At 61.1% G+C, this 24,174-nt stretch carries 23 protein-coding genes; 15 read left to right on the top strand and 8 right to left on the bottom strand.

Features of this window, described 5'->3' with window-relative positions:
* Positions 1 to 13 precede the first annotated feature (13 nt).
* Entirely contained in the window at positions 14 to 946 is a 933-nt protein-coding gene (locus tag EBBID32_RS06725; RefSeq protein ID WP_006952822.1) for a 1-phosphofructokinase family hexose kinase, read from the bottom strand.
* On the opposite strand from EBBID32_RS06725, the gene EBBID32_RS06720 reads away from it, so the two are divergent.
* The gene (locus EBBID32_RS06720) at positions 936 to 2,777 is read left to right on the top strand and encodes an FMN-binding glutamate synthase family protein (RefSeq protein ID WP_231382131.1); all 1,842 of its coding nucleotides are present in this window, start codon (positions 936 to 938) and stop codon (positions 2,775 to 2,777) included. The two genes, EBBID32_RS06725 and EBBID32_RS06720, sit on opposite strands and share 11 nt — an antisense overlap.
* Before the next feature lie 95 nt (positions 2,778 to 2,872).
* Here EBBID32_RS06720 and EBBID32_RS06715 read toward each other — a convergent pair whose 3' ends face one another.
* Genes EBBID32_RS06715 through EBBID32_RS06685 form a run of 7 tightly spaced genes read right to left on the bottom strand, consistent with a single transcriptional unit; the run spans position 2,873 to position 9,057 of the window.
* A complete protein-coding gene (locus EBBID32_RS06715; protein ID WP_006952818.1) occupies positions 2,873 to 3,247 on the bottom strand; it encodes a DUF488 domain-containing protein in 375 nt (124 codons plus the stop codon).
* A 2-nt stretch (positions 3,248 to 3,249) separates the two neighbouring features.
* Entirely contained in the window at positions 3,250 to 3,573 is a 324-nt protein-coding gene (locus EBBID32_RS06710; protein WP_006952816.1) for a hypothetical protein, read from the bottom strand.
* A gap of 4 nt (positions 3,574 to 3,577) precedes the next feature.
* The gene (locus EBBID32_RS06705) at positions 3,578 to 4,057 is read right to left on the bottom strand and encodes a TlpA disulfide reductase family protein (protein WP_006952814.1); all 480 of its coding nucleotides are present in this window, start codon (positions 4,055 to 4,057) and stop codon (positions 3,578 to 3,580) included.
* A 25-nt stretch (positions 4,058 to 4,082) separates the two neighbouring features.
* Positions 4,083 to 4,328, bottom strand: a complete 246-nt coding sequence (locus tag EBBID32_RS06700; protein WP_006952812.1) for a hypothetical protein — start codon at positions 4,326 to 4,328, stop codon at positions 4,083 to 4,085.
* A 37-nt stretch (positions 4,329 to 4,365) separates the two neighbouring features.
* Positions 4,366 to 5,538 carry a cystathionine gamma-synthase gene (metB, locus tag EBBID32_RS06695; protein WP_006952810.1) on the bottom strand — a complete coding sequence of 391 codons (1,173 nt, stop codon included), beginning with the start codon at positions 5,536 to 5,538 and terminating at the stop codon, positions 4,366 to 4,368.
* Entirely contained in the window at positions 5,531 to 7,264 is a 1,734-nt protein-coding gene (locus tag EBBID32_RS06690; RefSeq protein WP_269212853.1) for an NADPH-dependent assimilatory sulfite reductase hemoprotein subunit, read from the bottom strand. Before EBBID32_RS06690 ends, metB begins: the two co-directional genes overlap by 8 nt.
* Positions 7,261 to 9,057 (bottom strand): assimilatory sulfite reductase (NADPH) flavoprotein subunit, encoded by a 1,797-nt coding sequence (locus EBBID32_RS06685; RefSeq protein ID WP_037489246.1) that lies wholly within the window; start codon positions 9,055 to 9,057, stop codon positions 7,261 to 7,263. Before EBBID32_RS06685 ends, EBBID32_RS06690 begins: the two co-directional genes overlap by 4 nt.
* 280 nt (positions 9,058 to 9,337) lie before the next feature.
* Here EBBID32_RS06685 and EBBID32_RS06680 point away from each other — a divergent pair, with 280 nt between their 5' ends.
* The 14 genes from EBBID32_RS06680 to EBBID32_RS06615 all read left to right on the top strand — a co-directional run bounded on the left by EBBID32_RS06680 (position 9,338) and on the right by EBBID32_RS06615 (position 24,171).
* Positions 9,338 to 10,939 carry an MBL fold metallo-hydrolase gene (locus EBBID32_RS06680; RefSeq protein WP_006952797.1) on the top strand — a complete coding sequence of 534 codons (1,602 nt, stop codon included), beginning with the start codon at positions 9,338 to 9,340 and terminating at the stop codon, positions 10,937 to 10,939.
* Positions 10,940 to 11,078: 139 nt separating this feature from the next.
* Positions 11,079 to 11,321 carry a YdcH family protein gene (locus tag EBBID32_RS06675; RefSeq protein WP_006952796.1) on the top strand — a complete coding sequence of 81 codons (243 nt, stop codon included), beginning with the start codon at positions 11,079 to 11,081 and terminating at the stop codon, positions 11,319 to 11,321.
* A gap of 465 nt (positions 11,322 to 11,786) precedes the next feature.
* Complete coding sequence (locus EBBID32_RS24480; protein WP_037489243.1) at positions 11,787 to 12,137, top strand: hypothetical protein; 351 nt, start codon at positions 11,787 to 11,789, stop codon at positions 12,135 to 12,137.
* On the top strand, positions 12,052 to 12,834 hold the full coding sequence (locus EBBID32_RS06665; RefSeq protein ID WP_081628048.1) for a uroporphyrinogen-III synthase: 783 nt from the start codon (positions 12,052 to 12,054) through the stop codon (positions 12,832 to 12,834). Before EBBID32_RS24480 ends, EBBID32_RS06665 begins: the two co-directional genes overlap by 86 nt.
* 230 nt (positions 12,835 to 13,064) lie before the next feature.
* A complete protein-coding gene (gene ctaD, locus EBBID32_RS06660; protein ID WP_006952793.1) occupies positions 13,065 to 14,723 on the top strand; it encodes a cytochrome c oxidase subunit I in 1,659 nt (552 codons plus the stop codon).
* A gap of 248 nt (positions 14,724 to 14,971) precedes the next feature.
* Positions 14,972 to 15,976: a rod shape-determining protein gene (locus tag EBBID32_RS06655; RefSeq protein WP_037489236.1), complete on the top strand. Its 1,005-nt coding sequence runs from the start codon at positions 14,972 to 14,974 to the stop codon at positions 15,974 to 15,976.
* A 189-nt stretch (positions 15,977 to 16,165) separates the two neighbouring features.
* On the top strand, positions 16,166 to 17,812 hold the full coding sequence (gene ccoN, locus EBBID32_RS06650; protein ID WP_006952791.1) for a cytochrome-c oxidase, cbb3-type subunit I: 1,647 nt from the start codon (positions 16,166 to 16,168) through the stop codon (positions 17,810 to 17,812).
* Positions 17,813 to 17,818: 6 nt separating this feature from the next.
* Positions 17,819 to 18,544, top strand: a complete 726-nt coding sequence (gene ccoO / locus EBBID32_RS06645) for a cytochrome-c oxidase, cbb3-type subunit II (protein WP_006952790.1) — start codon at positions 17,819 to 17,821, stop codon at positions 18,542 to 18,544.
* A 7-nt stretch (positions 18,545 to 18,551) separates the two neighbouring features.
* Complete coding sequence (locus tag EBBID32_RS06640; protein WP_006952789.1) at positions 18,552 to 18,722, top strand: CcoQ/FixQ family Cbb3-type cytochrome c oxidase assembly chaperone; 171 nt, start codon at positions 18,552 to 18,554, stop codon at positions 18,720 to 18,722.
* A complete protein-coding gene (gene ccoP / locus EBBID32_RS06635) occupies positions 18,713 to 19,591 on the top strand; it encodes a cytochrome-c oxidase, cbb3-type subunit III (protein WP_006952788.1) in 879 nt (292 codons plus the stop codon). The genes EBBID32_RS06640 and ccoP overlap by 10 nt, the downstream gene beginning before the upstream one ends.
* Positions 19,592 to 19,794: 203 nt before the next feature.
* Positions 19,795 to 20,577 carry a DUF2189 domain-containing protein gene (locus tag EBBID32_RS06630; protein ID WP_006952786.1) on the top strand — a complete coding sequence of 261 codons (783 nt, stop codon included), beginning with the start codon at positions 19,795 to 19,797 and terminating at the stop codon, positions 20,575 to 20,577.
* Between the two features lie 4 nt (positions 20,578 to 20,581).
* Positions 20,582 to 22,780 carry a cation-translocating P-type ATPase gene (locus tag EBBID32_RS06625; RefSeq protein ID WP_006952785.1) on the top strand — a complete coding sequence of 733 codons (2,199 nt, stop codon included), beginning with the start codon at positions 20,582 to 20,584 and terminating at the stop codon, positions 22,778 to 22,780.
* Positions 22,777 to 22,926: a cbb3-type cytochrome oxidase assembly protein CcoS gene (gene ccoS, locus EBBID32_RS06620; protein WP_006952784.1), complete on the top strand. Its 150-nt coding sequence runs from the start codon at positions 22,777 to 22,779 to the stop codon at positions 22,924 to 22,926. The genes EBBID32_RS06625 and ccoS overlap by 4 nt, the downstream gene beginning before the upstream one ends.
* Before the next feature lie 45 nt (positions 22,927 to 22,971).
* Entirely contained in the window at positions 22,972 to 24,171 is a 1,200-nt protein-coding gene (locus EBBID32_RS06615; protein WP_006952778.1) for an NnrS family protein, read from the top strand.
* Positions 24,172 to 24,174 lie beyond the last annotated feature (3 nt).

The raw sequence follows: 24,174 nt of genomic DNA, 5'->3' as shown, positions 1-24,174 counted from the left end.
CGATCCGATGGTGTCAGGGCTTTTGGGCAACTTGCTGATATAGGCGCCGAATATCGTTTGGCTGCGCCAGGTCGTGGCCCGGGCTCATGACTGCGGCAGCGCCAGCGGCGATCCCGAAACGAAACGCTGCATTCATGTCCCAGTCAATCGCGATCGCAAAGAGCATGGCGGCGAGGAAGCTGTCGCCGGCACCGACCGCGCTCTTGGCCTCGATGGGTGCTGCTGGCAGGTGGAGGTGTCCGGCAGTGCTGGCGAGGATCGCGCCGTCCCGCCCCATCGTTACGGCGACATGGGCGGCTTGTCCTGCTCGTACGATTGCCATGGCAGCATTGGCGATATCGTCAGGATTGGAGAGTGCCAGTCCCGTGAGTTGCCGCAACTCACCGATGCTGGGTTTTACCAGGAAGATTCCGCCTTCATCGAGACAGCCCCTGAGACCGGATCCTGAACTGTCGAGCACGACAGGGATGTCCCGGCGACGCATCAGTGCGGCAACCTGACCATAAAAGTCGTCGGGCACACCTGGCGGCAGCGAGCCGCTCAAGACCATGAAGTCGCATTGTGTGTTTCCGAGCAGGGCCAGACATGCCTGCCATTCGGCAGGCTGGATCGCCGGACCGGGCGGGACAAAGCGGAATTCCTTGCCGCTTTCGAGTTCGAGCACGGCAGATGCGATACGCGTCTGCCCCGCGATGCATATGCGGCTGCGAACCAGATGATGAAGGTCGAGCAAGGCGTCGAGGGCATCGCCCGTTGCGCCGCCCGCCAGATAGTAGCTGCTGGCCTTGCCGCCGAGGCGGCCGAACACGCGCGCGACGTTGATGCCGCCGCCGCCCGGATTATGAAATTCAGACCTGGTTCGCATCTTGCGCGTGTGGAAGAGGCGGTCGATTTCATAGGCGACGTCGACGGTGGGGTTCAGCGTCAGGGTGGCGATGTGGGGCATCCCGGAGTTTGAGCAAGCTGGACGCCTTCCGGTCTATCCGCAATATTCCCAATGCGCCCTGCCGGTTGAACGTGCGAAGATCGTCTCGCCGGGATGCCTCCACGATCAGGGCTGCGCGATATTTTGGCGGGTGCACATCTGGGGGGCACGGAAAATGAGGCAGAGATACGTTCGTCTTCTACCCTGGACTATCCTGTGTCTGGGGGCTGTTCTGGCATTGCTGTTGGCGGTGACCGGTTCGCGCGGCTGGTCGGTGGTGGCTGGCGCCGCCGCCGTGCTTGCTTTGCTCGGCGCACGCGACTGGCTCCAGCCTAAACACGCCGTACAACGCAACTATCCCGTGATAGGGCATGTTCGGTGGTTCGTCGAAAGCTTGCGGCCCGCTGTTCGTCAATATCTCTTCGAAGCCGATGAGGAGGCGGCGCCGTTTTCCCGCGCGCAGCGAACACTGGTCTATCGACGGGCAAAGAACGAGGCCGGGGATCATCCATTCGGGACTCTCCTTGACGTCTATCGCGATGGCTACGAATTCATCAATCACTCGACGCGGCCCGTCCCGAGCGCCGATCCGGCCGATTTCCGGGTGACGGTTGGCGGTGATCAATGTCGCCAACCCTACTCGGCATCGATCCTCAACATTTCCGCAATGAGCTTCGGATCACTATCCGCCAATGCGATCCGGGCCCTAAATCGGGGCGCTGCGCGCGGTGGCTTCTATCACGACACCGGAGAGGGCAGCATCAGCCCCTATCACTGCGAAGGGGGCGATCTGGTTTGGGAGATAGGTAGCGGCTATTTCGGGTGCCGGGATGAGCACGGCCGGTTCGATGCCCAGCGTTTCGCCGCGCAGGCAGCACTAGAGCAGGTCAAAATGATCGAGCTCAAGCTCAGCCAGGGCGCGAAGCCAGGACATGGTGGGATCCTCCCAGCGGCGAAGGTGACTCCTGAGATTTCAGCGACACGCAAGGTGCCGTTGGGGCAGGACTGCGTTTCGCCGGCTCTTCACCAGGAGTTTTCGAACCCGATCGAAATGATGCAGTTCATCGGCCGTCTGCGCGAATTGTCGGATGGCAAGCCGGTCGGCTTCAAACTGTGCATCGGCCATCCCTGGGAGTTCATGGGCATGGTCAAAGCAATGCTCGAAACGGGCATCCACCCCGATTTTGTCGTGGTTGACGGAGCAGAAGGAGGAACGGGTGCTGCTCCGGTCGAGTTTGCCGACCATATCGGCGTCCCGATGCGTGAGGGGTTGCTGTTCGTCCACAATGTCCTGACCGGCGCAGGGCTTCGCCATCAGGTCAAGGTGGGCGCTGCTGGCAGGATAATCAGCGCTTTCGATATCGCGAGCGCGCTTGCGATCGGGGCGGACTGGGTCAACTCGGCCCGAGGGTTCATGTTCGCGCTGGGGTGCATCCAGTCGCTTGCCTGCAATACCAATCGCTGTCCGACGGGTGTTGCAACGCAGGATCCGTTGCGCCAGCGAGGGCTGGTCGTGCCGGACAAGGCAGACCGCGTGTTCCGCTTTCATGCGAACACCTTGACCGCGCTTGCGGACATGGTCGCCGCGGCGGGATTGCGCCACCCGTCAGCGCTTCGCCCGCGACATCTGGTGCGGCGGGTAAGCGCAACCGAAATTCGGCAATTCGCGCAGCTCCATCGCTTTCTGGAACCCGGTTCTTTGCTGGACGACAGCCTCGCTGATGGCTTCTACCGGCAAAGCTGGGAGGTTGCTCGCGCTGAGAGCTTTGAGGGGCTTTCCGACGATCTTCGGCCCTATGGCGGCGTTGGCGAAGCGCTAACGGCCTGTCCGCGAGGTGAGGGCACTCGGTAGCCCACCATGGAGAAGCCCGGAGGATTGGTGACGATCCACTTCAGCAGCGGATCACCCCTGTCCGCAGGATCAGCTTCAAAACAGCGACAGCAGCTTCAGTCTGCGCGGACGAGGGAAATGCCCCGGTCCGCGAGATAGCCGGCCAGAACGGTGGCTTGGTTTATTCGGGTATCCCTGGCGCCGTAGAGCAGCGTGACGTCTTGGCTCTTGGCGAGCGCGCCAATGCGGGCGACGGGTTCGGGATTACCGTCGAGTTCCTCGCGATATTTTTCCCGGAATTCGGTAAAGTGGGCGGGGTCATGGCCGAACCATTCGCGAAGGGCCTGGCTCGGTGCGATCTCCTTGAGCCAAAGATCGACGTGAGCGGCCTCCTTCGAGAGCCCCCTCGGCCAGAGACGATCGACGAGAACCCTGAAGCCGTCCTCCGGTGCGGGAGATGCGTAAATCCGCTTGATGTGTACGGTGCCCATGATCAGCTTCTCCTTGTCCCACCGCCGATCCAGGCCGGCGGATCGCTCGCTGGGAAAGATTCGATCGAAGCTTCATCGACCTCGTCGATCACGTCGCGATTGGCGACAATGATGTGGACCTGGCGCGTGATTTCCTGCTTCAACCCGACAAGAACCGCCCCGCTGCGGTTTTGCGTCGAGTTGGTACTGCCGCAGAAGCGTTGAACGACGACCTCTTCGACAAGTTCTTCCAGGCTCCGAGCCTCGACGCGGTGCCGCCCGGCAACGAACCGAGCGGCCTCCGCGAGCAGTTCGGGGGCGATGGGATCGTCATATTCATGGGTCATAAGACTATCCTGCTTCTGCCAGGAGAAATGCGATATCGGCACCGACACGCATATCCTCCTCGGTTCCCAAGGCATGTTTTCGCATTAACCCCCGTCGATCGATCAGGATCAAGGACGGCGTGCCCTGAATCGCATAGGCCGCCATCGTCTGTGGGATCGGCCCGGTCTTGCCAGGAAGATCGACGCCGATGGGGAAGGTCAGGCGATATTCGTGGATGAAGGCTGCGAGTGCCTGAGGAGGCATCGCCTCGTGATGCTCAAACACCGTATGCAGACCGATGACGGCAACATGATCGGGGCCGAAGAAGCGAGCGATCCGCTGCGCCTGAGGTATGCCGTTGGCGACACAGCCCGGACAGAGCATCTGGAACGCGTGGAGCACGATGACCTTGCCGCGCAATGCTGTCAGGGTGAGCGGATCGGTATTGAACCACTGGCTGACATGCCAGTCTGGTGCGGGAGAAGCAGAAACCTCATCCATCATTGCCTCCGGGCCAGCGTGAACCGCGTTACCTCAGGTTGACCAGGGTGACCATCCCGCCCATCACGATGCCAAAGACCATGATCATGATGCCTGCAATGCGCAGGATGTAGGTGATCGGATCATCTTCATTGTTCGCACGAGCAATCGATGTGGCGGGCGGTGACGGGCGGCCGATGAGACGCCGGACCGCCCTTTGGCGGAAGGCCATCGAGAAGCCGGCGAAAGCGAGCATAGCACCGAAGATATCGACGATCAGTACATAGCCAGGCATGGATTCTTTCCTCCCTTCGTTGGGGCGCCAGGACTTGTCAGTCCCGACATGCTGCGAGGCCTTCGGCAAGACCGGCAAGCAGATCCTGCTCGGCCTCCAGGCCAACCGAGAGCCGCAGCAGACTGTCGCTGATACCTGCGGCAGCGCGAGCCTCCACTCCCATATCGGCATGGGTCATGGTGGCCGGGTGAGCAACCAGGCTTTCGACGCCCCCGAGGGATTCCGCGAGCGTGAAGAACCGGACCGAGGCGATGAACTGCCGAACGGCCGATACGCCGCCCGCCAGCTCGAAGCTCAACATGGCGCCAAAGCCGCGTTGCTGGCGCGAAGCGATAGCATGGCCGGGATGCGATGAGAGACCCGGATAGTGGACTTTTGCCACGACCGGATGGCGCTCGAGATAATGAGCGATAGCCATGGCGTTGATTTGTTGTCGTTCCATGCGCGCAAAAAGCGTGCGCATGCCGCGCAGGGTCAGCCAGGAATCAAAAGGAGCTCCTGCACTGCCGACGACGTTCGCCCATTGACGCAGTTCGCCGACCTCGGCGGGATCCGCTGCGACGACTGCTCCGCCAATCACGTCAGAATGGCCATTGAGGTATTTTGTGGTGGAATGGACGACATAGTCCGCGCCCAGTGCGATCGGCCGCTGGATTGCGGGAGACAGGAATGTGTTGTCGACGGCAATCTTGGCCCCGACGGTCCTCGCCTTCGTGGCGAGGGCGGCGATATCGACGACCCGCATCAGCGGATTGCTCGGCGTTTCGATCAGCACAAGCGCCGGAAACTCTTCCAAAGCGGCGGCATAGGCAGCTATATCCGATTGATCGACGAAACGAACCGAGCAGTGACCGCGGTCCGCTCGTGCCTTGAGCAGGCGCATGGTGCCGCCATAGCAGTCATGCGGCGCGAGGATCAGATCGTCCGGCCGTTGGCGGCTGACGAGCAGATCGAGAGCAGACATCCCGCTCGAGGTGATGATGGCCCCTGCCCCACCCTCCAGCTTGGCAAGAGCATCGGCGAGAAGATTCCGGGTCGGATTGCCCGCTCTGCCATAATCGTAGACACGTGGTTCGTCGAAGCCGGCGAACTCGTAGGTACTGGAGAGATAGAGCGGTGGGGCGACCGCGCCAAAAGCGGGGTCGGCCGCGACGCCATAGGCGGCCGTTATCGTCTCCGGACGAGGAAGTTCGATCCTGTTGTCAGTCATTGAAGTGGCGCCCCTCCGTAACTTCGCGGACAATGCCGGCCCTGATGGTGAAGTCTCCAAAATGCTCGCCGGGTTCCCGTTCACGGGCGAAACGCCCGATCGCCTCTGCCAGAATCTCGAGGATTGCAGGCTCACCGATATTCTCGCGAACCATGCGATTCAGTCGCTCGCCGTGAAAACCGCCCCCCAGATAGAGATTGTACTTACCCGGAGCACGGCCGGTGAGCCCTATTTCTGCAATATAGGGCCGCGAGCAGCCGTTCGGGCAACCGCTCATCCTGACCGTGATAGGCTCATCGGTGAGCCCGTTATCAGCAAGGATTGCCTCGATCCTGTCGAGCAGTTTGGGCAGGTAGCGCTCACTCTCCGCCATGGCGAGACCGCATGTGGGAAAGGCCACGCAGGCGATGGCGTTGCGCCTGAGAACAGACAAATGATCAATGTCAGGAAAGTGCTCGGCAAGGATCGCATCGATCGCCGGCCGATCTTCGGAGCGGACGCCGGCTATGATCAGATTCTGATTGGGTGTTAGCCGAAAGGTACCATGGTGGGTTCGCGCAATGTCGCGTAGCGCATCAAGCAGCGTCAGATCGAGACGGCCGTTCTCGACAATGAGCGTCCGATGATGCCGACCGTCGGGCGTGGAGTTCCAGCCATAACTGTCGCCGTTGGAAGTAAAGTCGCAGGGCCGCGCGTTCTCGAACGGTAGCCCCATGATGCGTTCGATCTCAGCCTTGATCCAGTTGAGGCCCTTGTCGTCTATCGTATATTTGAAACGCGCGCGCTGGCGGTCCTTGCGGTCGCCGTAATCGCGCTGGACGGTCATCACAGCGTCGGCGCAAGCTATGACGCGATCGACGGGAACAAAGCCAATGACGCTGGCCAGGCGCGGGTAGGTTTCCGGCGCCTGGTCGGTGCGGCCCATGCCGCCGCCAATGGCAACGTTGAACCCCTCCAGGCCAGCGGCGCCACCGATCGCGATGAAACCGAGATCCTGTGCGTAGACATCAATGTCATTGGAGGGCGGAAGCGCAAAGCCGATCTTGAACTTTCTCGGCAAATAGGTTCGCCCGTAGAAAGGTTCTTCCGCTTCCGAGCTGGCCGCCAGTTCGCTGCCATACCAGATCTCATGATAGGCTCTGGTCTTGGGAATGACGTGATCGCTCACCCGCTTTGCCATGGCGGCGACTTCGGCATGAAACCGCGAGCTCTGCGGGTTGACGGTGCACATCACGCCGCGGCTGTCATCGCCGCAGGCGGCAACGGTATCGAGCAAGGCCTCATGCAGACCCTGAATGATCGGCCGCAAGCTGTCTTTGAGAACCCAATGAAACTGGAAGGTCTGACGCGTAGTGAGGCGCAGCGTCTCGCCACCGTGGCGACGGGCGAGTTCATCGAGCTTGAGCCACTGCGCCGGCGTGCAGACGCCACCCGGCAGGCGGACCCGGATCATGAACTGATAGGCCGGTTCCAGCTTCTGACGGCGGCGCTCATCGCGCAGGTCGCGGTCGTCCTGCTGATAGATGCCGTGAAACTTCATCAGCTTCACGTCATCGGCCGAAGGAACAGCACCCGTTATCCGGTCCAGCAAGCCTTCCGCGATGGAGCCGCGCAGATAGTTGCTGCGATCCTTCATGGCTTCGTCCGGCCCGAGCCGTTCGAGCGACTGTGACAGGTCCCGGCTACGGTCGATCAGGGTAGTGTCTGTCATTTCAAGTCCCTTCAATAGACATCACGCTGATAGCGGCGGTCGGCCTGAAGCGAACGGACATAGTCCTCTGCGGCTTCGCGGCCGGTGTGAGCTTCATGGGCGACGATATCGATCAGCGCCTCGTGCACGTCAGGCGCGAGATTGGCCGCGTCGCCGCAGACATAGATATGAGCGCCTTCCTCCAGCCAGGCGAAGATGTCGCGTGCCTGCTCCTTCAGGCGGTGCTGGACGTATATCTTGTCAGCCCGGTCGCGCGAGAAGGCGACATCCATCCGGCTCAAGGTGCCGTCCTTGAGCCAGCCCTGCCATTCGGTCTGGTAGAGGAAGTCCGTGCGGAAATTGCGTTCACCAAAGAACAGCCAACTCTGGGCAGCGATGCCGCGTGCTTCGCGCTCCTGAAGGAAGGCGCGATAGGGCGCGACGCCGGTGCCCGCTCCGATCATGAGGATCGGGGCATCGTTGGCTGGCAACCGGAAATGCTGGTTGCTCTGGATGTAGACCGGCAGGACCGTATCGATTTCCGCACGGTCGGCGAGGAGACCTGAGGCAACGCCGCTCCGCGCAGTGCCGTGGAGGCCGTAACGCAGCGGTGCAACCGTGAGATGGGCTTCGTCGGGGGTCGCACAAAGACTTGAAGCCAGCGAATAGAGCCGCGGCTGGAGGGGACGCAGGGCCGCGACAAAGCCCTGGGGCATCACATCTCGCACCGGGAAGCGGCGCACGATGTCCAGAATATGGTGGGTCCGCAGGAAGACAGAGCGCTCACCAGCGCGGTCCTCCTCCTGCAGTTGCCGCAGGAAGGGTGCTTCGCTGAGCAGCGCCCAGTAATCGAGAAAACGGGGCGTCGCGGCCGTGATCTCGAAGCGATGAGTCAGGGCCTCCTCCACGGTAGAGACCTGGCCCTTGAGCTCGAACTTCGTTTCTGACGCCAAGCCCAATGCTTCCAGCAAGTCGACGACCACCGCGGGATCGTTTGAGGCGGCGATGCCGAGCGCATCGCCAGGTTCGTAGACAAGACCCGAACCGGCGATCGAGAATTCGATATGCCGCGTTTCCTTCGTCGAGCCGCGGCCAACGATCGCCATGTTCTCGATGATGGGCGCGGGAAAAGGATTGCGTTTGTCGTAGGCCGATGGCGCCGTGGCGATCGGATGGGCTTGAGTAACTGCAGTGAGAGGCGGACCAGCGTGCGCCTCGGCCGCAAGCTGATCCGAAACAGCGCTTATCCATGCGTCGGCGGGGTCCTCATAGTCCACATCGCAGTCGACGCGGGCGATGAGACGGTGTCCGCCGAGCTCCTCGAGACGTTGATCGAGGCGCTTGCCGGCCTGACAGTAATATTCGTAGGTTGAATCGCCGAGAGCGAGCACGGCGAACCGCACGCCGTCCATCTTCTGGGCTTTCCGCCCCTCGATGAATTCGAAAAAACCGGTCGCAGGCTGCGGCGGGTCGCCCTCTCCATAGGTGCTGACAATGACCAGAAGATCCTGTTCCTGGGAGAGCTGGCGCACCTTGTAATCGGTCATGTCCGATAGAGTGCAAGTGAGCCCCTTCTCCTCGACGGCGGTTTTGAGGGCTCTTGCGAGTTCCGCGCAATTCCCTGTTTCGGTCCCATACAGAATGGTCAATGCCCGGGCGGAAACGGAAGACGCCGGCTGCGGGCGGGGCGGCCGCGAACCGGCGTCTAACCCTGAGAAGTAACCGCTGAGCCAGCACATCTGCATCGGATCAAGCGACCGGGTCAGTTCTTCGACCTGTCGCCATTGGTCCAGGGTCAGGGGGTTCCCTGGCGATTCCGGTGCGTTCATGTGTATCGTCCTCGGCTTTTTGCTCCTTCCTGCGCTCCGGCCTGTGATCAGGATCCTCTCTTCCGGGCACCGTTGTGATGAAGCGTCTCTCACTCAGAGCGCAATTTTGCGAGAGGATGATCCATAAGGCAAATGACTATTATTGTTATTTTAATGCAAATAATGTGGTTTCAAATTCTCTTTTCTCGAGCAAGGCACTACGGGATATCTCGCATAGCCCGAACCTCACCAGCGACTAAGGCTACGAGAATTTCCATCCAAGCTGGAGCCGGGTGAACCAATGAGCAACGAACCAAGGATCACCTTTTACGGCGCCGCTGGTGCCGTCACCGGTTCCTGCATGGAACTCCAGTATGGCGGACAGACAATCCTTATCGATTGCGGTCTGTTCCAGGGGCCGCGCACTCTGGAAGCGCTGAACCGGGAGCCATTTTCGTTTGATGTGAGCAAACTTGCAGCGGTCGTCCTGACCCACGCGCATATCGACCATAGCGGCCTGTTGCCGAAGCTTGTCGCGGAAGGCTATCGCGGACCGATCTACGCGACACCACATACGCGCGACCTCCTCTATTACATGTTGCCCGACGCCGGGCGCATCCAGGAAAGTGAGGCCGAACGGCGTAATCGCCGCCAGGACAGACGTGACGAAACGCCCGCCGAGCCGATCTACACCGAAGAGGATTCCAAGACTGCCTACGAGCAGATCGAGACGATCGCACTAAATCTTTGGTCCGACGTGGCGCCCGGCTTCAAAGCCAGGCTCTGGAATGCTGGGCACATCCTGGGATCTGCGTCCGTCGAAATCGAGGTGGGTGGTTCCCGGCTACTCTTCTCCGGAGATCTGGGACCGGATCACAAGGCGTTTCATGCCGACCCTGAGGGGCCTTCCGCACTGGATCATGTGATCTGCGAGAGCACTTACGGCGATCGCGTTCGCGAGGATGTGACGATCGAACAACGGCGGACTTTGCTGGAGGCGGAAATCAAGGCCGCCCTCACGCGTGGCGGCAACCTTGTCATCCCGGTTTTCGCGCTCGAGCGCACCCAGGAACTGTTGCTCGACATTGCGACGCTTATCAACACTGGCCGCCTGGCCCATCCGCAGGTCTTTATCGATTCACCGCTGGCGACACGCGCGACCGAAGTGTTCGCTAAGCATGCGGATGAACTCGAAGACATGGGTTCGGGCGAGATTTTCCGCCATCCCTCGTTTCATTACACCGGCAGCACCATGGAATCGATGCGCCTGAACGAAATATCAGGTGCGATCATCATGGCCGCATCCGGGATGTGCGAGGCAGGGCGCATTCGCCACCATCTGCGGCACAATCTCGCCCGACGCGAGTCAACGATCCTGTTTGTCGGCTTCCAGGCAGCCGGGTCACTGGGGCGAACGATCCTCGACGGAGCAAGCCGCGTGCGCATCTGGGGACAGGATGTGGCGGTCCGTGCCCAGATTCGGCGGATCGACACCTATTCCGCGCACGCCGACCAAAATGATCTTCAGCGGTGGATCAGGGCGCGACAGCCGATCGAGGGCAGTCTCTTCCTCAGCCATGGAGAAGCCGGTTCAATCGAAACCTTGCGGCGCCTGATGCAGTGCGAAGACGCCGCAGCATCGATCATCGCACCCAAGATCGGCGAGACCTATGCATTAGGCGCCCGCGCGCCAGCCAGACGCTTGAAGACAGGAAATCCTGAGTTGCAGGGGGCGGTCGAGCGCGACTGGCAGAATGACTATGCCGACTTCTCGGCCCGCCTGAAGAGGCAGCTGCAGGACATTGAAAGTGCGTCTGCCAGGCGCGAGGCTCTCGCCCGGATGGCGGAGATACTGCATTCTTACCAAGCCCATCGCGAGAAGCGAAAGGAGAGCAGGAACTGACTGCCTGCAGTGACTGATCTGACCTCGTTTGGGCTTGTTTGGCAAGCGAACCGCGAGCGCCAGGCATTAGGAAAGCTACTTATGGGCGCGCTCCGTCGCATCACCTATTTCACCTAGGGAACACACAACGGAGTATGACATGTCGAACACGCCGCATACCTTGGGGGAAGAGTTTCCGGGGCAGATGGACAAGATTCATGCACTGAAGGTTTCGGATCCTCGCTTCGCGCAACTGCTCGCGGATTATGACGCAGTGAACGACGAAATTCATGTGGCGGAGACCAACCTCCAGCCTGTATCGCAAGATCACGAAACCGGCTTGCGTAAACGCCGCCTGGTGATCAAGGACCAGATCGCCGAAGCGCTGTCGCTGATGGCCTGATCGGTGAGGGGGCCGGCTGCGGTGCGCCTGGCACCGTTTCGGCTAGGCCAAAGAACAGAAGGCTGGAGCGGACCATCGTTCCGCTCCAGTCCTGGGTTCCCGTTCACGCAATGACAGGCACCGCTCAATATGGGCGAGTGCCCTCACCTCCGTCCGGATGCCTGGAAACCCCGGTAGATCGGTTGGCTGCTCGATGCGCCGGAGCCACGAATGCGCGTGGTTTTGCAGCAAGCAAGCTGCTATGCCACTGCCGATGAGTCACTTCTTGATGGTCCTACGCATGCAAGCTCATGGCGGTCGCCTGATGACGCGCCTGCACCCCTCGGCGCGGCACGGGCTCTAACCGGGTTCGTTCCGACCGCGGTCGAGGATCTTCCGGGCCCCGGCAGCCGATGGCCCCTCCCTTTTTTGCGCTGGGAACAGCGCCACGGCGAGAATCACACCTCAAGGGTGCTGGAGAGAGAAATGACAAGTCATTCCAAGGGGACGGACCCTGCTCAACCACTGATCGCCCGCCGGGCGCAGATCGAGGCGTCGATGGCACTCTATCTGACAGGGCCAATAGGGGACGAGCCTTCGCGCGAAGACAACGACGCGGCTCACCGTCTTGTCGAGACCCTGATCACATCCTTGCGCGAACCGGAAGCGTCCGCCACTGCGTTTGCAGGGCAGCCCGTCGCGCGGCATTACTACAGTCGGTTCGGAGATGGGCTCGCCCCCATATTGAGGGATGTCCTCGGCTCCGATGCCGATGCAGGATTGCTCGCTAGCGCTATCGACGGTTACTGGCGTGCGGTTCGAAGCCAGCTCCAATAGTGACCGGCTGGTTTGGGTAACCCGGACTGCGCCCCACAATCTCCTGACGGCTCGGCATCTGCGAGCCGAAGGGTTCAACCCCTTGATCGAGCCGGTTCTGCGCGTCACGACAATCCGGTCCGGTGAGCCCATTGCTGTGCCCGATGCCCTGGTATTCACTAGCCTCCAGGGCATACGCCGGCATCGCTTCTTCCCGTCATTGGCAACGCTACCGGTCTTCGCGGTCGGCGACCATAGCGCACGATTTGCCAGGTTGCGTGGCTATCGCAACGTCGCTTCGGCGGCGGGCGACGTGCACGATCTTCGCAGGCTCATCCGCGAAACGATGCGCCCTGGATCGAAAATTCTTCACTTGAGCGCTGCCCAGCCGGCAGGAAATCTGCTGGAGATGCTGCGAGAGGACGGATTTATGACTCAGAGGCAATGCGTATACGAGGCAGTCGAGGCGAGGCCGCAGGATCTCGACTGGATCGCTGGAAAGCTGGCGCTGATCGAGGCTATCATGATCCACTCACCGCGAGCAGGGCGACATGTTGCAAGCTGGCTACGACAGCAAATTCCTTGCTGGAAAGGCAAGGTCGTGTGCATTTCTGCGGCAGCAGCCGCCGCATTTGAAGGCCTCCCTGGTGCACGCACGGTGGTTGCGGCACGACCGAACGAAGCGGATCTGATGGCCGTGCTGAATGGCAGCACCTGACGCACACCCCGGCACGAAACCCCAATTTTCTTGCTGCATTCCAACGAAAAGATGATCTTTGTTGCGGATAGGCAGAATGATAGGCCCGAGATCGAAGAGACGATCCGCCACCTCATCGTGACGAGAGGCCGTGCAGTCCTGCTCCCGCCAGTGCGAATAGTTTTGCCGGCGTACAGCGTTTAAGCGGTTTCTGAACTCCGTCGTCTCCAGTTTGCGCGGAGGAGACGGCAATGACCGGTGCTGCAGCAACAAGTGAATTTCATGCGTCTGCGGATGAAGATCATGCCCGGCACGATGACAAACCGGCCTTTTTTCCTCGCTGGTTCATGTCGACCAATCACAAGGACATCGGGACACTTTACCTGATTTTCTCGATCATGGCGGGTATTTTGGGCGGTGCTATCTCGGGACTGATGCGGTTGGAACTAGCCCATCCGGGTATCCAGTATCTTCCGCTCTGGCTCGGAAGTGGCGACTTTTCAGGCGCGCTGCACCTTTGGAACGTTCTTGTCACCGCGCACGGCCTCATCATGATCTTCTTCGTGATCATGCCAGCCATGGTCGGAGGTTTTGGGAACTGGCTCGTTCCCCTCATGATCGGCGCGCCCGACATGGCGTTCCCCCGGCTGAACAATGTCAGCTTCTGGCTATTGGCTGCAGCCTTCCCGCTTTTCCTCGCCTCAGCCTTCGTGCCGGGTGGATCGGGCAATGGCGCTGGAACCGGATGGACGCTCTACGCGCCCCTCGCGACGAGCGGATCGCCGGGTCCGGCCGTCGATATGGTCATCTTCTCGATGCATCTGGCCGGTATCTCCTCCATTCTGGGGGCGATCAACTTTATCACGACCATCCTGAACATGCGTGCGCCCGGCATGACGCTTCACAAGATGCCTCTCTTTTGTTGGGCGATCCTGGTGACGGCCTTCATGCTACTTTTCGCTCTGCCAGTGCTTGCTGCCGCGATCACGATGCTTTTGACCGACCGAAATTTCGGCACGACGTTCTTTGATCCGGCCGGAGGCGGCGATCCCCTGCTCTACCAGCACCTGTTCTGGTTCTTCGGACATCCAGAGGTGTACATCATGATCCTTCCCGGGTTCGGGATCGTCAGCCATGTGACGTCGACTTTCAGTCGGAAGCCGATCTTCGGCTATCTCGGCATGGCCTACGCAATGGTGGCCATCGCCGTGATCGGGTTCATCGTTTGGGCACACCACATGTTCACCGTCGGCCTCTCGGTCAACGTGAAGATCTATTTCACGGCAGCCTCGATGGTCATCGCCGTGCCGACAGGGATCAAGGTCTTCTCCTGGCTCGCGACTCTATGGGGCGGTTCACTGACATTCCGGACACCGTTGCTCTGGGCACTGGGTTTCATTTTCATGTTCACGATCGGCGGGGTCACGGGCGTGGTGTTGGCCAATGGCGGTATCGACGATGCCTTGCAGGACACGTATTACGTCATTGCACATTTCCATTATGTTCTGTCACTCGGCGCTGTATTTTCATTGTTTGCGGGATTCTATTTCTGGTTCCCCAAGATGACGGGACGCATGTACAGTGAGCTTCTCGGCAAGCTGCACTTCTGGATATTTTTCATTGGTGTGAATATCCTGTTCTTCCCGATGCATTTCCTGGGCCTCCAGGGCATGCCACGACGGTACCCCGACTATCCTGAGGCTTTTGGCTATTGGAATCATATCGCGTCGATCGGCTACGCGGTGATGGCGGTCGGCATGATCTTCTTTTTCATCAACATTGCTTGGTCGTTCATCTGGGGCAAGCAGGCGGGTGACAATCCGTGGGGTGAGGGGGCAACGACGCTCGAATGGACGCTTTCGAGCCCGCCCCCGTTCCATCAATTCGAAACGCTGCCGCTGATCAGATGACGGGCCCGACGCCGTCCCAGTCCTCCTGCTGTTATGCACGCATCTGTTCTCGTCTCCATGCACGGTGCTGGTTCTGCGCAGCCAGGGCTCTGCTGGCTGATTAGGCTATCATAGGAACCCTGGGGGCCGTGCGGTCGCGGGAGTCATGGCAGGGAGACGGGAACTCGCGCTGCGTGGAGGCTACAGCTCGTTCCAACGGCAGGTTCAGGAAATGAGACAATGGCCGCTGGACCTGCTAGTGCGATTGCGTGGCCTCGATCTTGTCATGGAGACGGCCCGAGATCGCGATCGATTTCGGGACCGCAAATATACGCGTCATGCGTAGCGATGAAGGCATTGTTTTCGACGAGCCTTCGCTCTGCTGTTTTTCACGACGTAACGGATTTTCCGACCTAGTGGCGGTGGGAGCGGAGGTACGGTCGATGCTTGACCGCACACCGGCGAATCTTAGTGTCAAACGGCCACTTTGCCGCGGAGTCCTGCAAGATATAGACGCCGCCAAGGGGCTGCTGCGCTACGCTTTGTCGCAGGCCACTGGCGGGAAGCGCATGCGAACGCCCAATGCGCTCATCGGCGTGCCCGCCGATGCAACTCAGGCCGAACGCAGCGCGATGCTGACCGCCGCCAATGATGCGGGTTTTAGCAAGGTAGTTCTGGTTGACGAGCCGTTCGCAGCGGCGGTCGGAGCAGGACTGCCAGTTGAACAAGCCGCGGGCTCAATGATTATCGAATGCGGTGCCGGGACCACTGAGGTGGCAATTTTCTCGCTGGGTGGACGCTGTGAAACGGGCACTGTTCGGATCGGCGGCGCAGCGCTCGACAAGGCTTTTGCCGATCGCCTGCATCTGCAGCATAAATTCCTGATCGGGGACCTGAGCGCCGAGCAGCTGAAGCTCGACTACGCAGCGAAATGTCAGGGCCCGCAGGTCGAGCGCGAAACCCCAATCGTGGTCGGGGGGCGCTGCCTCAGGGCGGGCTTACCGAAGGCGATCGAAGTTGCTGCTTCGGATTTCGATCAGGCTGTTGAAAAGCATGTCGAACAAATTGTGCATGTCGTGCGGACCGTACTCGGGCGCACCGCTCCGGAATTGAGCCAGGATATCTATGATCGGGGGGTCATGCTGACAGGGGGTGGTGCTTTGATGCCACTAATGAGTGCGATGATATCGGAAGCGACGGGTCTTCACGTTGCGACTGCCGCGGAACCCGCGAATTGCGTAGCGAATGGCTTGCACCGGATGCTTACGTCCTAGCCTTAAGGCGGGTTCCGACTGGCAGGCCCGGCCACCTTTTCCAGCAGCTTCTTGTGCTCCATCCCGATCGGTCGCACGCCGCCGCTCACCGGCAACATGCCTGCTCACGCGGGCGCATTAAATAGAAGTACCACCAATACTTCTTTAATGCTACGGGAGGCTTACCTGCCGGCAGGAGGGACTCGGAGCGTGGTATCAGGACTGACCGTAAGCGAGCGCCAGTGGAGCATGGCGATACTCGTCATTGTGGCTTTCGTCGGACTGGCGATGGCCGCAGCAGGGGCGAACCGCGCCGATCCAATGCAGGCGCATGGATTCATCGTGCTGCTTTTCAGTCTTGCCGTGTTCTGTTTTGTGCTCAGGGACTATTATCAGCCTGAGCCGGCTGCGGCGCGCCTGGCCAGCTACTATGACGACCCCAGCAAGGCGGGGATCGTCGTAGCCATGCTTTGGGCGGTGTTCGGCATGTTCATCGGCGATTGGGTCGCCTGGTTGCTGGCTTTTCCGGATCTGACGTTTGACGCGGCCTGGTCGAGCTTCGGGCGGCTCCGACCTGCCCATACCACCGGCGTGATCTTCGGGTTCGGTGGCAATGCCCTGATCGCCACCTCCTTCCATGTGATGCAGCGCACGTCCCGCGCACGCCTGCCGGACCAGTTCAGTCCGTGGTTCGTGCTCGTCGGCTACAACCTGTTCTGTCTTCTCGCGATCTCTGGCTACTTCCTGGGGATCACCCAGTCGAAGGAATATGCCGAGCCCGAATGGTATGCCGATATTTGGCTCGTCATCGTCTGGGTCGTCTATCTTGTGCTCTATCTGCGTACGCTTGCCCGGCGCAAGGAGCCCCACATCTATGTCGCCAACTGGTATTATCTGGCGTTCATTCTGGTAGTGGCGATCCTCCATGTCGTGAACAACCTTGCCGTTCCGGCCTCGTTCGCCGGTGCGAAAAGCTATTCGCTGTTCTCGGGCGTGCAGGATGCGATGACCCAGTGGTGGTACGGGCATAATGCCGTGGCGTTCTTCCTGACCGCTGGCTTTCTGGGCATGCTGTATTACTATCTTCCCAAGCGCGCCGGGCGCCCGATCTACTCCTACCGCATGTCGATCATCGGATTCTGGGGGATCACCTTCTTCTACATGTGGGCGGGCTCGCACCACCTCCACTACACGGCACTGCCGCAATGGGTGCAGACGCTGGGTATGACTTTCTCGGTGATGCTGCTCGTGCCGTCATGGATCGCCGCCGCCAACGCGCTGCTCACGCTCAATGGCGCCTGGGACAAGGTCCGCGATGATGCGACGCTACGCTTCATGATGATGGCCGCGGTCTTCTATGGCCTCTCGACCTTCGAAGGTTCGTTCATGGCGATCCGGTCGGTCAATGCTCTGTCGCACTATACCGACTGGACAATCGGGCATGTGCATGCGGGCGCAATGGGCTGGGTCGCGCTCATCACCTTCGGCTCGATCTACGCGGTCGTGCCATGGCTGTGGAAGCGCGAGCGGATGTATTCTCCCGTCCTCGTCGAGGTCCACTTCTGGCTCGCGCTCGCGGGCACGCTGATCTACGTCTTCGCGATGTGGAACTCAGGCATCATCCAGGGCCTGATGTGGCGGACCTATAACGACAGCGGCACGCTGACCTATTCGTTCCTCGACACCATGGTCGCGATGCATCCCTATTATGTGGCGCGTGCGATCGGTGGGCTGCTCTTCCTGCTCGGCGCGATCGTCGGTTGCTACAATATCTGGATGACGATCCGCCGGCCATCGGAGCTGCCTGCCGCTTCAGGCGACATCCCCCTGCCCGTCAACCTCCAGCCTGCGGAATAAGCGCCGATGTTCGGAACCCATTATCGGATCGAACGCAAGTCCATCGCACTAGCGGTGACGATCATGATCGTCGCGAGCATCGGCGGGCTGATCGAGATTGCGCCGCTCTTCACGATAGACGACACGGTGGAAAGCGATCCCAGCATGCGCGTCTACACGCCGCTCGAACTCGCCGGCCGCAATATCTACATGCGAGAGGGGTGCTACGCCTGCCATTCGCAGATGGTGCGCACCTTGCAGGACGAGGTCGAGCGCTACGGCCCCTATTCGCTCGCGGTCGAGTCCAAATATGACCATCCGATGCTCTGGGGCTCGAAGCGCACGGGGCCGGACCTCGCGCGGCTTGGGGGAAAATATTCGGACCAGTGGCACACTGCCCACCTCAAGAATCCACGTGACGTCGTGCCCCAGTCGATCATGCCGCGCTACAAGTGGCTAAGCGAAAGCCAACTCCAAACGAAGCACCTCGGCGATGATCTGCGCGCCCTGCGCGCGGTTGGCGTTCCCTATACCGATGCCATGATCGAGAATGCGTCTGACGACGCGGTCGCGCAAGCCTCGCCCGACGACGATACGGCCGGCCTGACGAAGCGCTACGGTGACGCGACGCAGATCCGTTCGTTCGATGGCGACAAGGCCACCGTCTCCGAGATGGATGCGCTCGTCGCCTATCTGCAGATCCTCGGCAAACTCAGCGACGCCGCGCACCAGCCGCCGCCTCCGAAGGAATAGAGCTGTCATGGACATAGGGCATTATACGTTGGTCGGCTTCGCCAAGTCCTTTGGTCTTTTCTACCTGCTCGCATTGGCAGCCGCAGCCCTGCTCTATGCCTGCTGGCCTGCCAACAGAACCCGGTTCGACAAGGCTGCGCGCGACATCATAGAAGACGAGGACAAGCCATGGCGGTAAGCGAACGCGATCCCCATAGCGGGCACATGACCACCGGTCACGAGTGGAACGGGATCAAGGAACTCAACACACCCGTTCCCAAGGCAGTCTGGCTCTTCCTTATCCTGACCGTGATCTTTTCGATCGGCTACTGGATCCTCATGCCGGCCTGGCCGCTGGGCAAGACCCATACACGGGGCCTGCTCGACAACGACCAGCGCGAGATCGTTGCCAGGCGGGTCAGCGCGGCCGCCGAGGCGCGGTCGAACTGGATGCATCAGATCGGCGCTATGAGCTACGGCCAGATCAGCGCCAACCCGGAATTGATGGCCTATGTGCGCGAGGACGGTTACCGCTTGTTCGGTGACAATTGCGCGGCCTGTCACGGCATGGACGCAAAGGGCAATTCGGGCTTTCCCAACCTCACCGATCGGGATTGGCTGTGGGGCGGCTCCCCCGATACGATCGCACATACGATCGAGGTCGGCATCAACAGTCCGGCAAGCAAAGACACCCGTGTCAGCCAGATGCTGGCGTTCGGGAAAGACGGGACCCTCGACAACGATGCGGTTCTCGCGGTAGCCGACTATGTGAAAACCCTGTCAGACCCCGCCTGGGCGAAAGGGAAAGCCGCATCGGTCGCGAAAGGCCGGGAGGTCTTCGCGGCCAACTGCGTTGCCTGCCATGGAGATCAGGGCCATGGAAACCTACAGGTCGGCGCGCCGAACCTGACCGACCAGACCTGGCTCTATGGCGGTGACATCAGCGCGATCTATACGACGATCTACGAAGGGCGGCAGGGCGAAATGCCAGCCTGGGCGCACCGCCTGAGCCCGGTCGACCGCAAGATCCTGACCCTCTATCTCCTCGACAGGGGAGGTAAGCAATGAGGCTCCCTCAGTCACGCGGCTTCTACATTGGGCTGACGATTGCTGCTCTGGCCGCCGTCCTGCTCGCAAATGCGCATCTGGTTTATGTCGCGTCGACCTCGCAGCCACAATGCGTCACTCATGTGAAATCCGACGGGTCGGCGCGATCGTCAGGTGCATTTGGCGCCGCCAAATCGTCATGCTGAACTGATGGGGAGAAGACGATGACCACCATCCCGCCTGTCGTCCCGCCGCTCCCGACGGAACGCCTCTATGCACGCGATCTTGGGCCAGGCGCCCCGCTCGCGTGGTTGCGCGCAGGCTGGCACGATCTCGTCAACCATCCTGGCCCAAGCCTCCTGTACGGCGTTTTCGTTTTTCTGCTCTCGGCGGGCATCGTCGCCGGGTTGATCTGGCTCACGCTCGATTACGCCCTGTTCCCGGCGGTCGCCGGTTTTCTCGTCTTTGCCCCCGCACTGGCGATCGGCCTCTATGACAAAAGCCGGGCGCTTGAACTCGGCGAGCCGGTTTCGCTGCGGCACATGCTCCTGCCGCATGCGCGTGCGGGCGGACAGGTCCTGTTCACGGGCGCTCTCCTGTGCGGCGTCATGCTACTATGGATGCGTGCCGCAGTGATCATCTATGCGCTGTTCTTCGGCGTCCGGCCTTTCCCCGGGCTTGATCACATTGCGCCGATGTTGTTCACGACGTCGACCGGGATCGCCATGCTCGTCGTGGGAACTCTGATCGGCGGCCTGTTCGCAGCATTCTCGTTTGCGATCTCCGCATTCTCCATTCCCATGATGCTCGACAAGCGGGTTGATGCCCTGACTGCCATGGGCACGAGTTGGGCGCTGGTCTGGAACAATCTGTCGGTCATGCTCATCTGGGGCGTCCTTGTGCTCATTCTGTTTCTGTTGTCGGCGGCGACGGGGTTCATTGGACTGATCATCGTCTTCCCGTGGCTTGGCCATGCGACCTGGCACGCCTATCGCGCGGTCCGGTGATGCCGTGACCGGAGCGTCTGCCCTCGCCCGGTTGTCGGCCGACGAGTTGCTCCTTGCGAGCCGGGAGGTCGATACGGGTCTTCGCCAGACGGACCTGTCGGTTCCGGGCATCAGCTGCGGCGGTTGTATCCGCAAGATAGAGGAGGCTCTCGGCCGTCTCCCCGGCGTCACACGCGCGCGCGTCAACCTCTCGACCAAGCGTGTCGCAGTCGACTGGCGGGAGAATGAGGGGCCACCGCCGCTTGCCGATGCACTGGCCGGTCTCGGTTATGACGGATATCTCTATGAAGCACATGAGGACGCAAAAGATCCGCAACTCGGGGCCCTGATCCGGGCTCTGGCGGTTGCTGGCTTTGCCTCGATGAACATCATGGGGCTCTCGATCTCGGTGTGGTCTGGTGCTGCCGGCGAAACCCGGGACCTGTTTCACTGGTTGTCGGCGGCGATCGCGCTGCCCACGCTCGCTTATTCAGGAAAGGTGTTCTTCCAATCCGCCTGGCAGGCGCTGCGGCATGGGCGGACCAATATGGACGTGCCGATTTCGATCGGTGTGCTGCTCGCTTTTGCGATGAGCCTCTACGACACGATCGTGCACCAACCCCATGCCTATTTCGACGCATCCGTCTCATTGCTCTTCTTCCTGCTCATCGGGCGGACTCTCGATCATGCGATGCGCGAAAAGGCGCGTACGGCCGTAAAGGGGCTCGGCCGCCTTGCCGCCTATGGGGCAACCGTCATCACCCCGGACGGCCAGCGTACCTATGTGCCGACGGCGGAGCTTGAACCGGGCATGACCATCCTGCTGCGAGCCGGCGACCGTATCCCCGTCGACGCGGTTGTGCTCGAGGGACAATCCGATATCGATGCGGCGCTAGCGACGGGCGAGAGCATGCCGGAACCGGTTGCTCCGGGCAGCAGCCTGCGTGCAGGAACGCTCAACCTGACTGGATCTCTCACCATTCGTGCCACTGCGGCATCGCGCAACAGCTTCCTTGCCGAAATGATGCGCCTCATGGAGGCGGCGGAAGGCGGCCGCTCCCATTTTCGCCGCGTGGCAGACCGCGCAGCGCGCCTCTACGCTCCCGTGGTTCACAGCGCCGCGCTACTCAGCTTTCTGGGTTGGATGATCGCGGCGGGCGACTGGCATCATGCCGTGACCATCGCGGTCGCGGTGCTGATCATCACATGTCCCTGCGCGCTCGGGCTCGCAGTGCCCATGGTTCAGGTGATGGCCGCGCGCGCCTTGTTCGAGCACGGGGTCATGGTGAAGGACGGCTCCGCGATGGAACGGCTGGTCGAAATTGATACGGTGATCTTCGACAAGACAGGCACTCTGACCCTTGGCCGCCCCCGGCTGCGCCGGGATGTGGCCGGCGACGACGCCTATCTCGCAATCGCGGCGCGCATCGGCTCCCACTCCCATCATCCCTATGCGCAAGCTCTCGCCGACGCCGCCCCGCCCGCCGATATCGCGTTCGATACGATCGCCGAACATGCCGGTCTGGGTCTTGAGGCACGGATCGGCGAGGATGTCTGGCGCCTGGGGCGCGGTGGATGGGTGACCGGCGGCGCCATCGACAAGGACAGTACCGGCACAGCGTTAGCGTGCAACGGCCAGCTCGTGCGATCGTTCGCATTAGAGGACGCTTTGCGCCCAGGCGCAGCCCCGACCATCGGCGCCCTTCGCGACGAAGGCTATGCGATCGAGATCATGTCCGGCGATACGGCCGCCGCGGTATTGCCGGTGGCTGCGGAGCTCGGGATCGAGCAGGTCCAGGCGGGACTGCTGCCCCCGGAGAAGACGGCCCATCTGCAAACGCTCGCACGAGCCGGGCATAAGGCGTTGATGGTCGGCGACGGTCTGAACGACGCCCCGGCGCTGGTCGCTGCCCATGTCTCCATAGCGCCCGGGAGCGCCGCCGATGTCGGGCGGCAGGCCGCCGATTTCGTCTTTCTCAGGTCTGATCTGGGCAGTGTGCCCTTCGCAATCGGCATCGCCCGGAAGGCGGACCGATTAATTCGGCAGAATTTCGTTCTGGCCGTGCTGTACAATGTCGTTGCGCTACCGGCGGCCATTGCCGGTTACGTCACGCCGCTGATTGCCGCCCTGGCCATGTCAGGCTCGTCGATCCTCGTTGTCGCGAATGCTCTGCGTCTTACCCCGCATCCGGCACGCTGGAAGCAAGCGGATGACAGCGCGTGAACGTCCTGTGGTACCTGATACCAATCTCACTCGCTCTTGGCGCGATGGGCCTGGCTCTGTTTTTCTGGGCGCTCAAAAGCGGGCAATATGAGGACGTCGCAGGCGCTGCGGAACGCATTCTGAATGATGAGGATCGGCCGCTCTGAGCAGCGCGTACCGCCCCTCGCCAACGGCCAGGGAAACAATGAATCATGTCAGCATCGCTTTCCATGTCGAACCTTACGCGCGCGCCGCACCGGTTGATGTTTTTCGTTGGCGGGCTCAACCTCTTGTTGGCGATGGCGTGGTGGGCGGCCTGGCTGATTACCGCCCGATGGGATGTCTTCCCTATGCCGCAACCCGATCCCTATGCGGGGCGCCTGCACGCCTTTCTGATGCAGTATCAAGTCCTACCGAGCTTCTTCTTTGGTTTCCTGCTGACTGTTTTTCCCCGCTGGATCGGCGAACCGGATCTTGGTCGACGCGTGGCGTGGCCGGTCGGCGCCGGATTGGTAGGCGGGCAAGCCCTGACGATAGCCGGCGCCGTGGGCTGGCACGCGGCCGTCATACCAGGCACCATCGCGACCCTGACCGGCTGGATCATCGGGCTGGTTCCGCTCGCGAGACTTGTTGTCCGGGACCGGGGCAAGACATGGCATGCCCTGGGATGCTTTGCGGCTCTGTGCGCGGGCGCGGTCGGCTTGCTTTTTTGGCTAGTCTATCTCGTAACCGGAAACGAGGTCCTGGCTGACAAGACTATCCGGATCGGGACTTTCGGGCTGCTGCTGCCTGTCTACTTCACCGTTGCACACCGGATGATACCGTTCTTCTCGGCAAGCGCATTGCCCGGGTACGAGCCATGGCGACCCAAATGGGCTCTTGGAGCGGGATGGGGGCTGTTCTTGCTTCGATTGGCTTTGCCAGCGGAGTGGCTTTGGCTCTCTGATCTCCCGCTGTTCCTATTGGCCTTGCTTCTGTTCATGCGGTGGTTTCCGGGGCGACGCATGCCACCCTTGCTGTTCGTCCTCTATGCTGGCCTCGCCTGGCTACCAGCAGCCTTTGCCCTCTTTACGGTGCAGGATATCGTCTTCGCACTCAAGGGAGCCGTCATCCTTGGCAAGGCTCCTGCCCATGCCCTGTTTATCGGCTTCTTCGGCAGTATCCTCGTCGCAATGGTGACCCGGGTCACGCAAGGGCATTCCGGACGGCCACTTTCGTTGCCCCCGGTCGCCGCCTATACATTCGCTGCGGTCCAGTTCGTTTGTATCGTGCGGATCGCCGCCGAACTGGTGAACGATTGGCTGGCGTGGCAGGCCGTGGCCGCCGCCGGCTGGCTGATCGCATTTCTGCCCTGGATCCTCTGGGCCATGCGCATCTACATATTGCCACGAGCCGATGGCCGGCCGGGTTGAGCC

It is taken from the genome of Sphingobium indicum BiD32 (assembly GCF_000382885.1).
Lineage (GTDB): Bacteria > Pseudomonadota > Alphaproteobacteria > Sphingomonadales > Sphingomonadaceae > Sphingobium > Sphingobium japonicum_C.
Note: the sequence above shows the minus strand (reverse complement) of the source record. Positions and strands in the feature narration are given on the sequence as shown.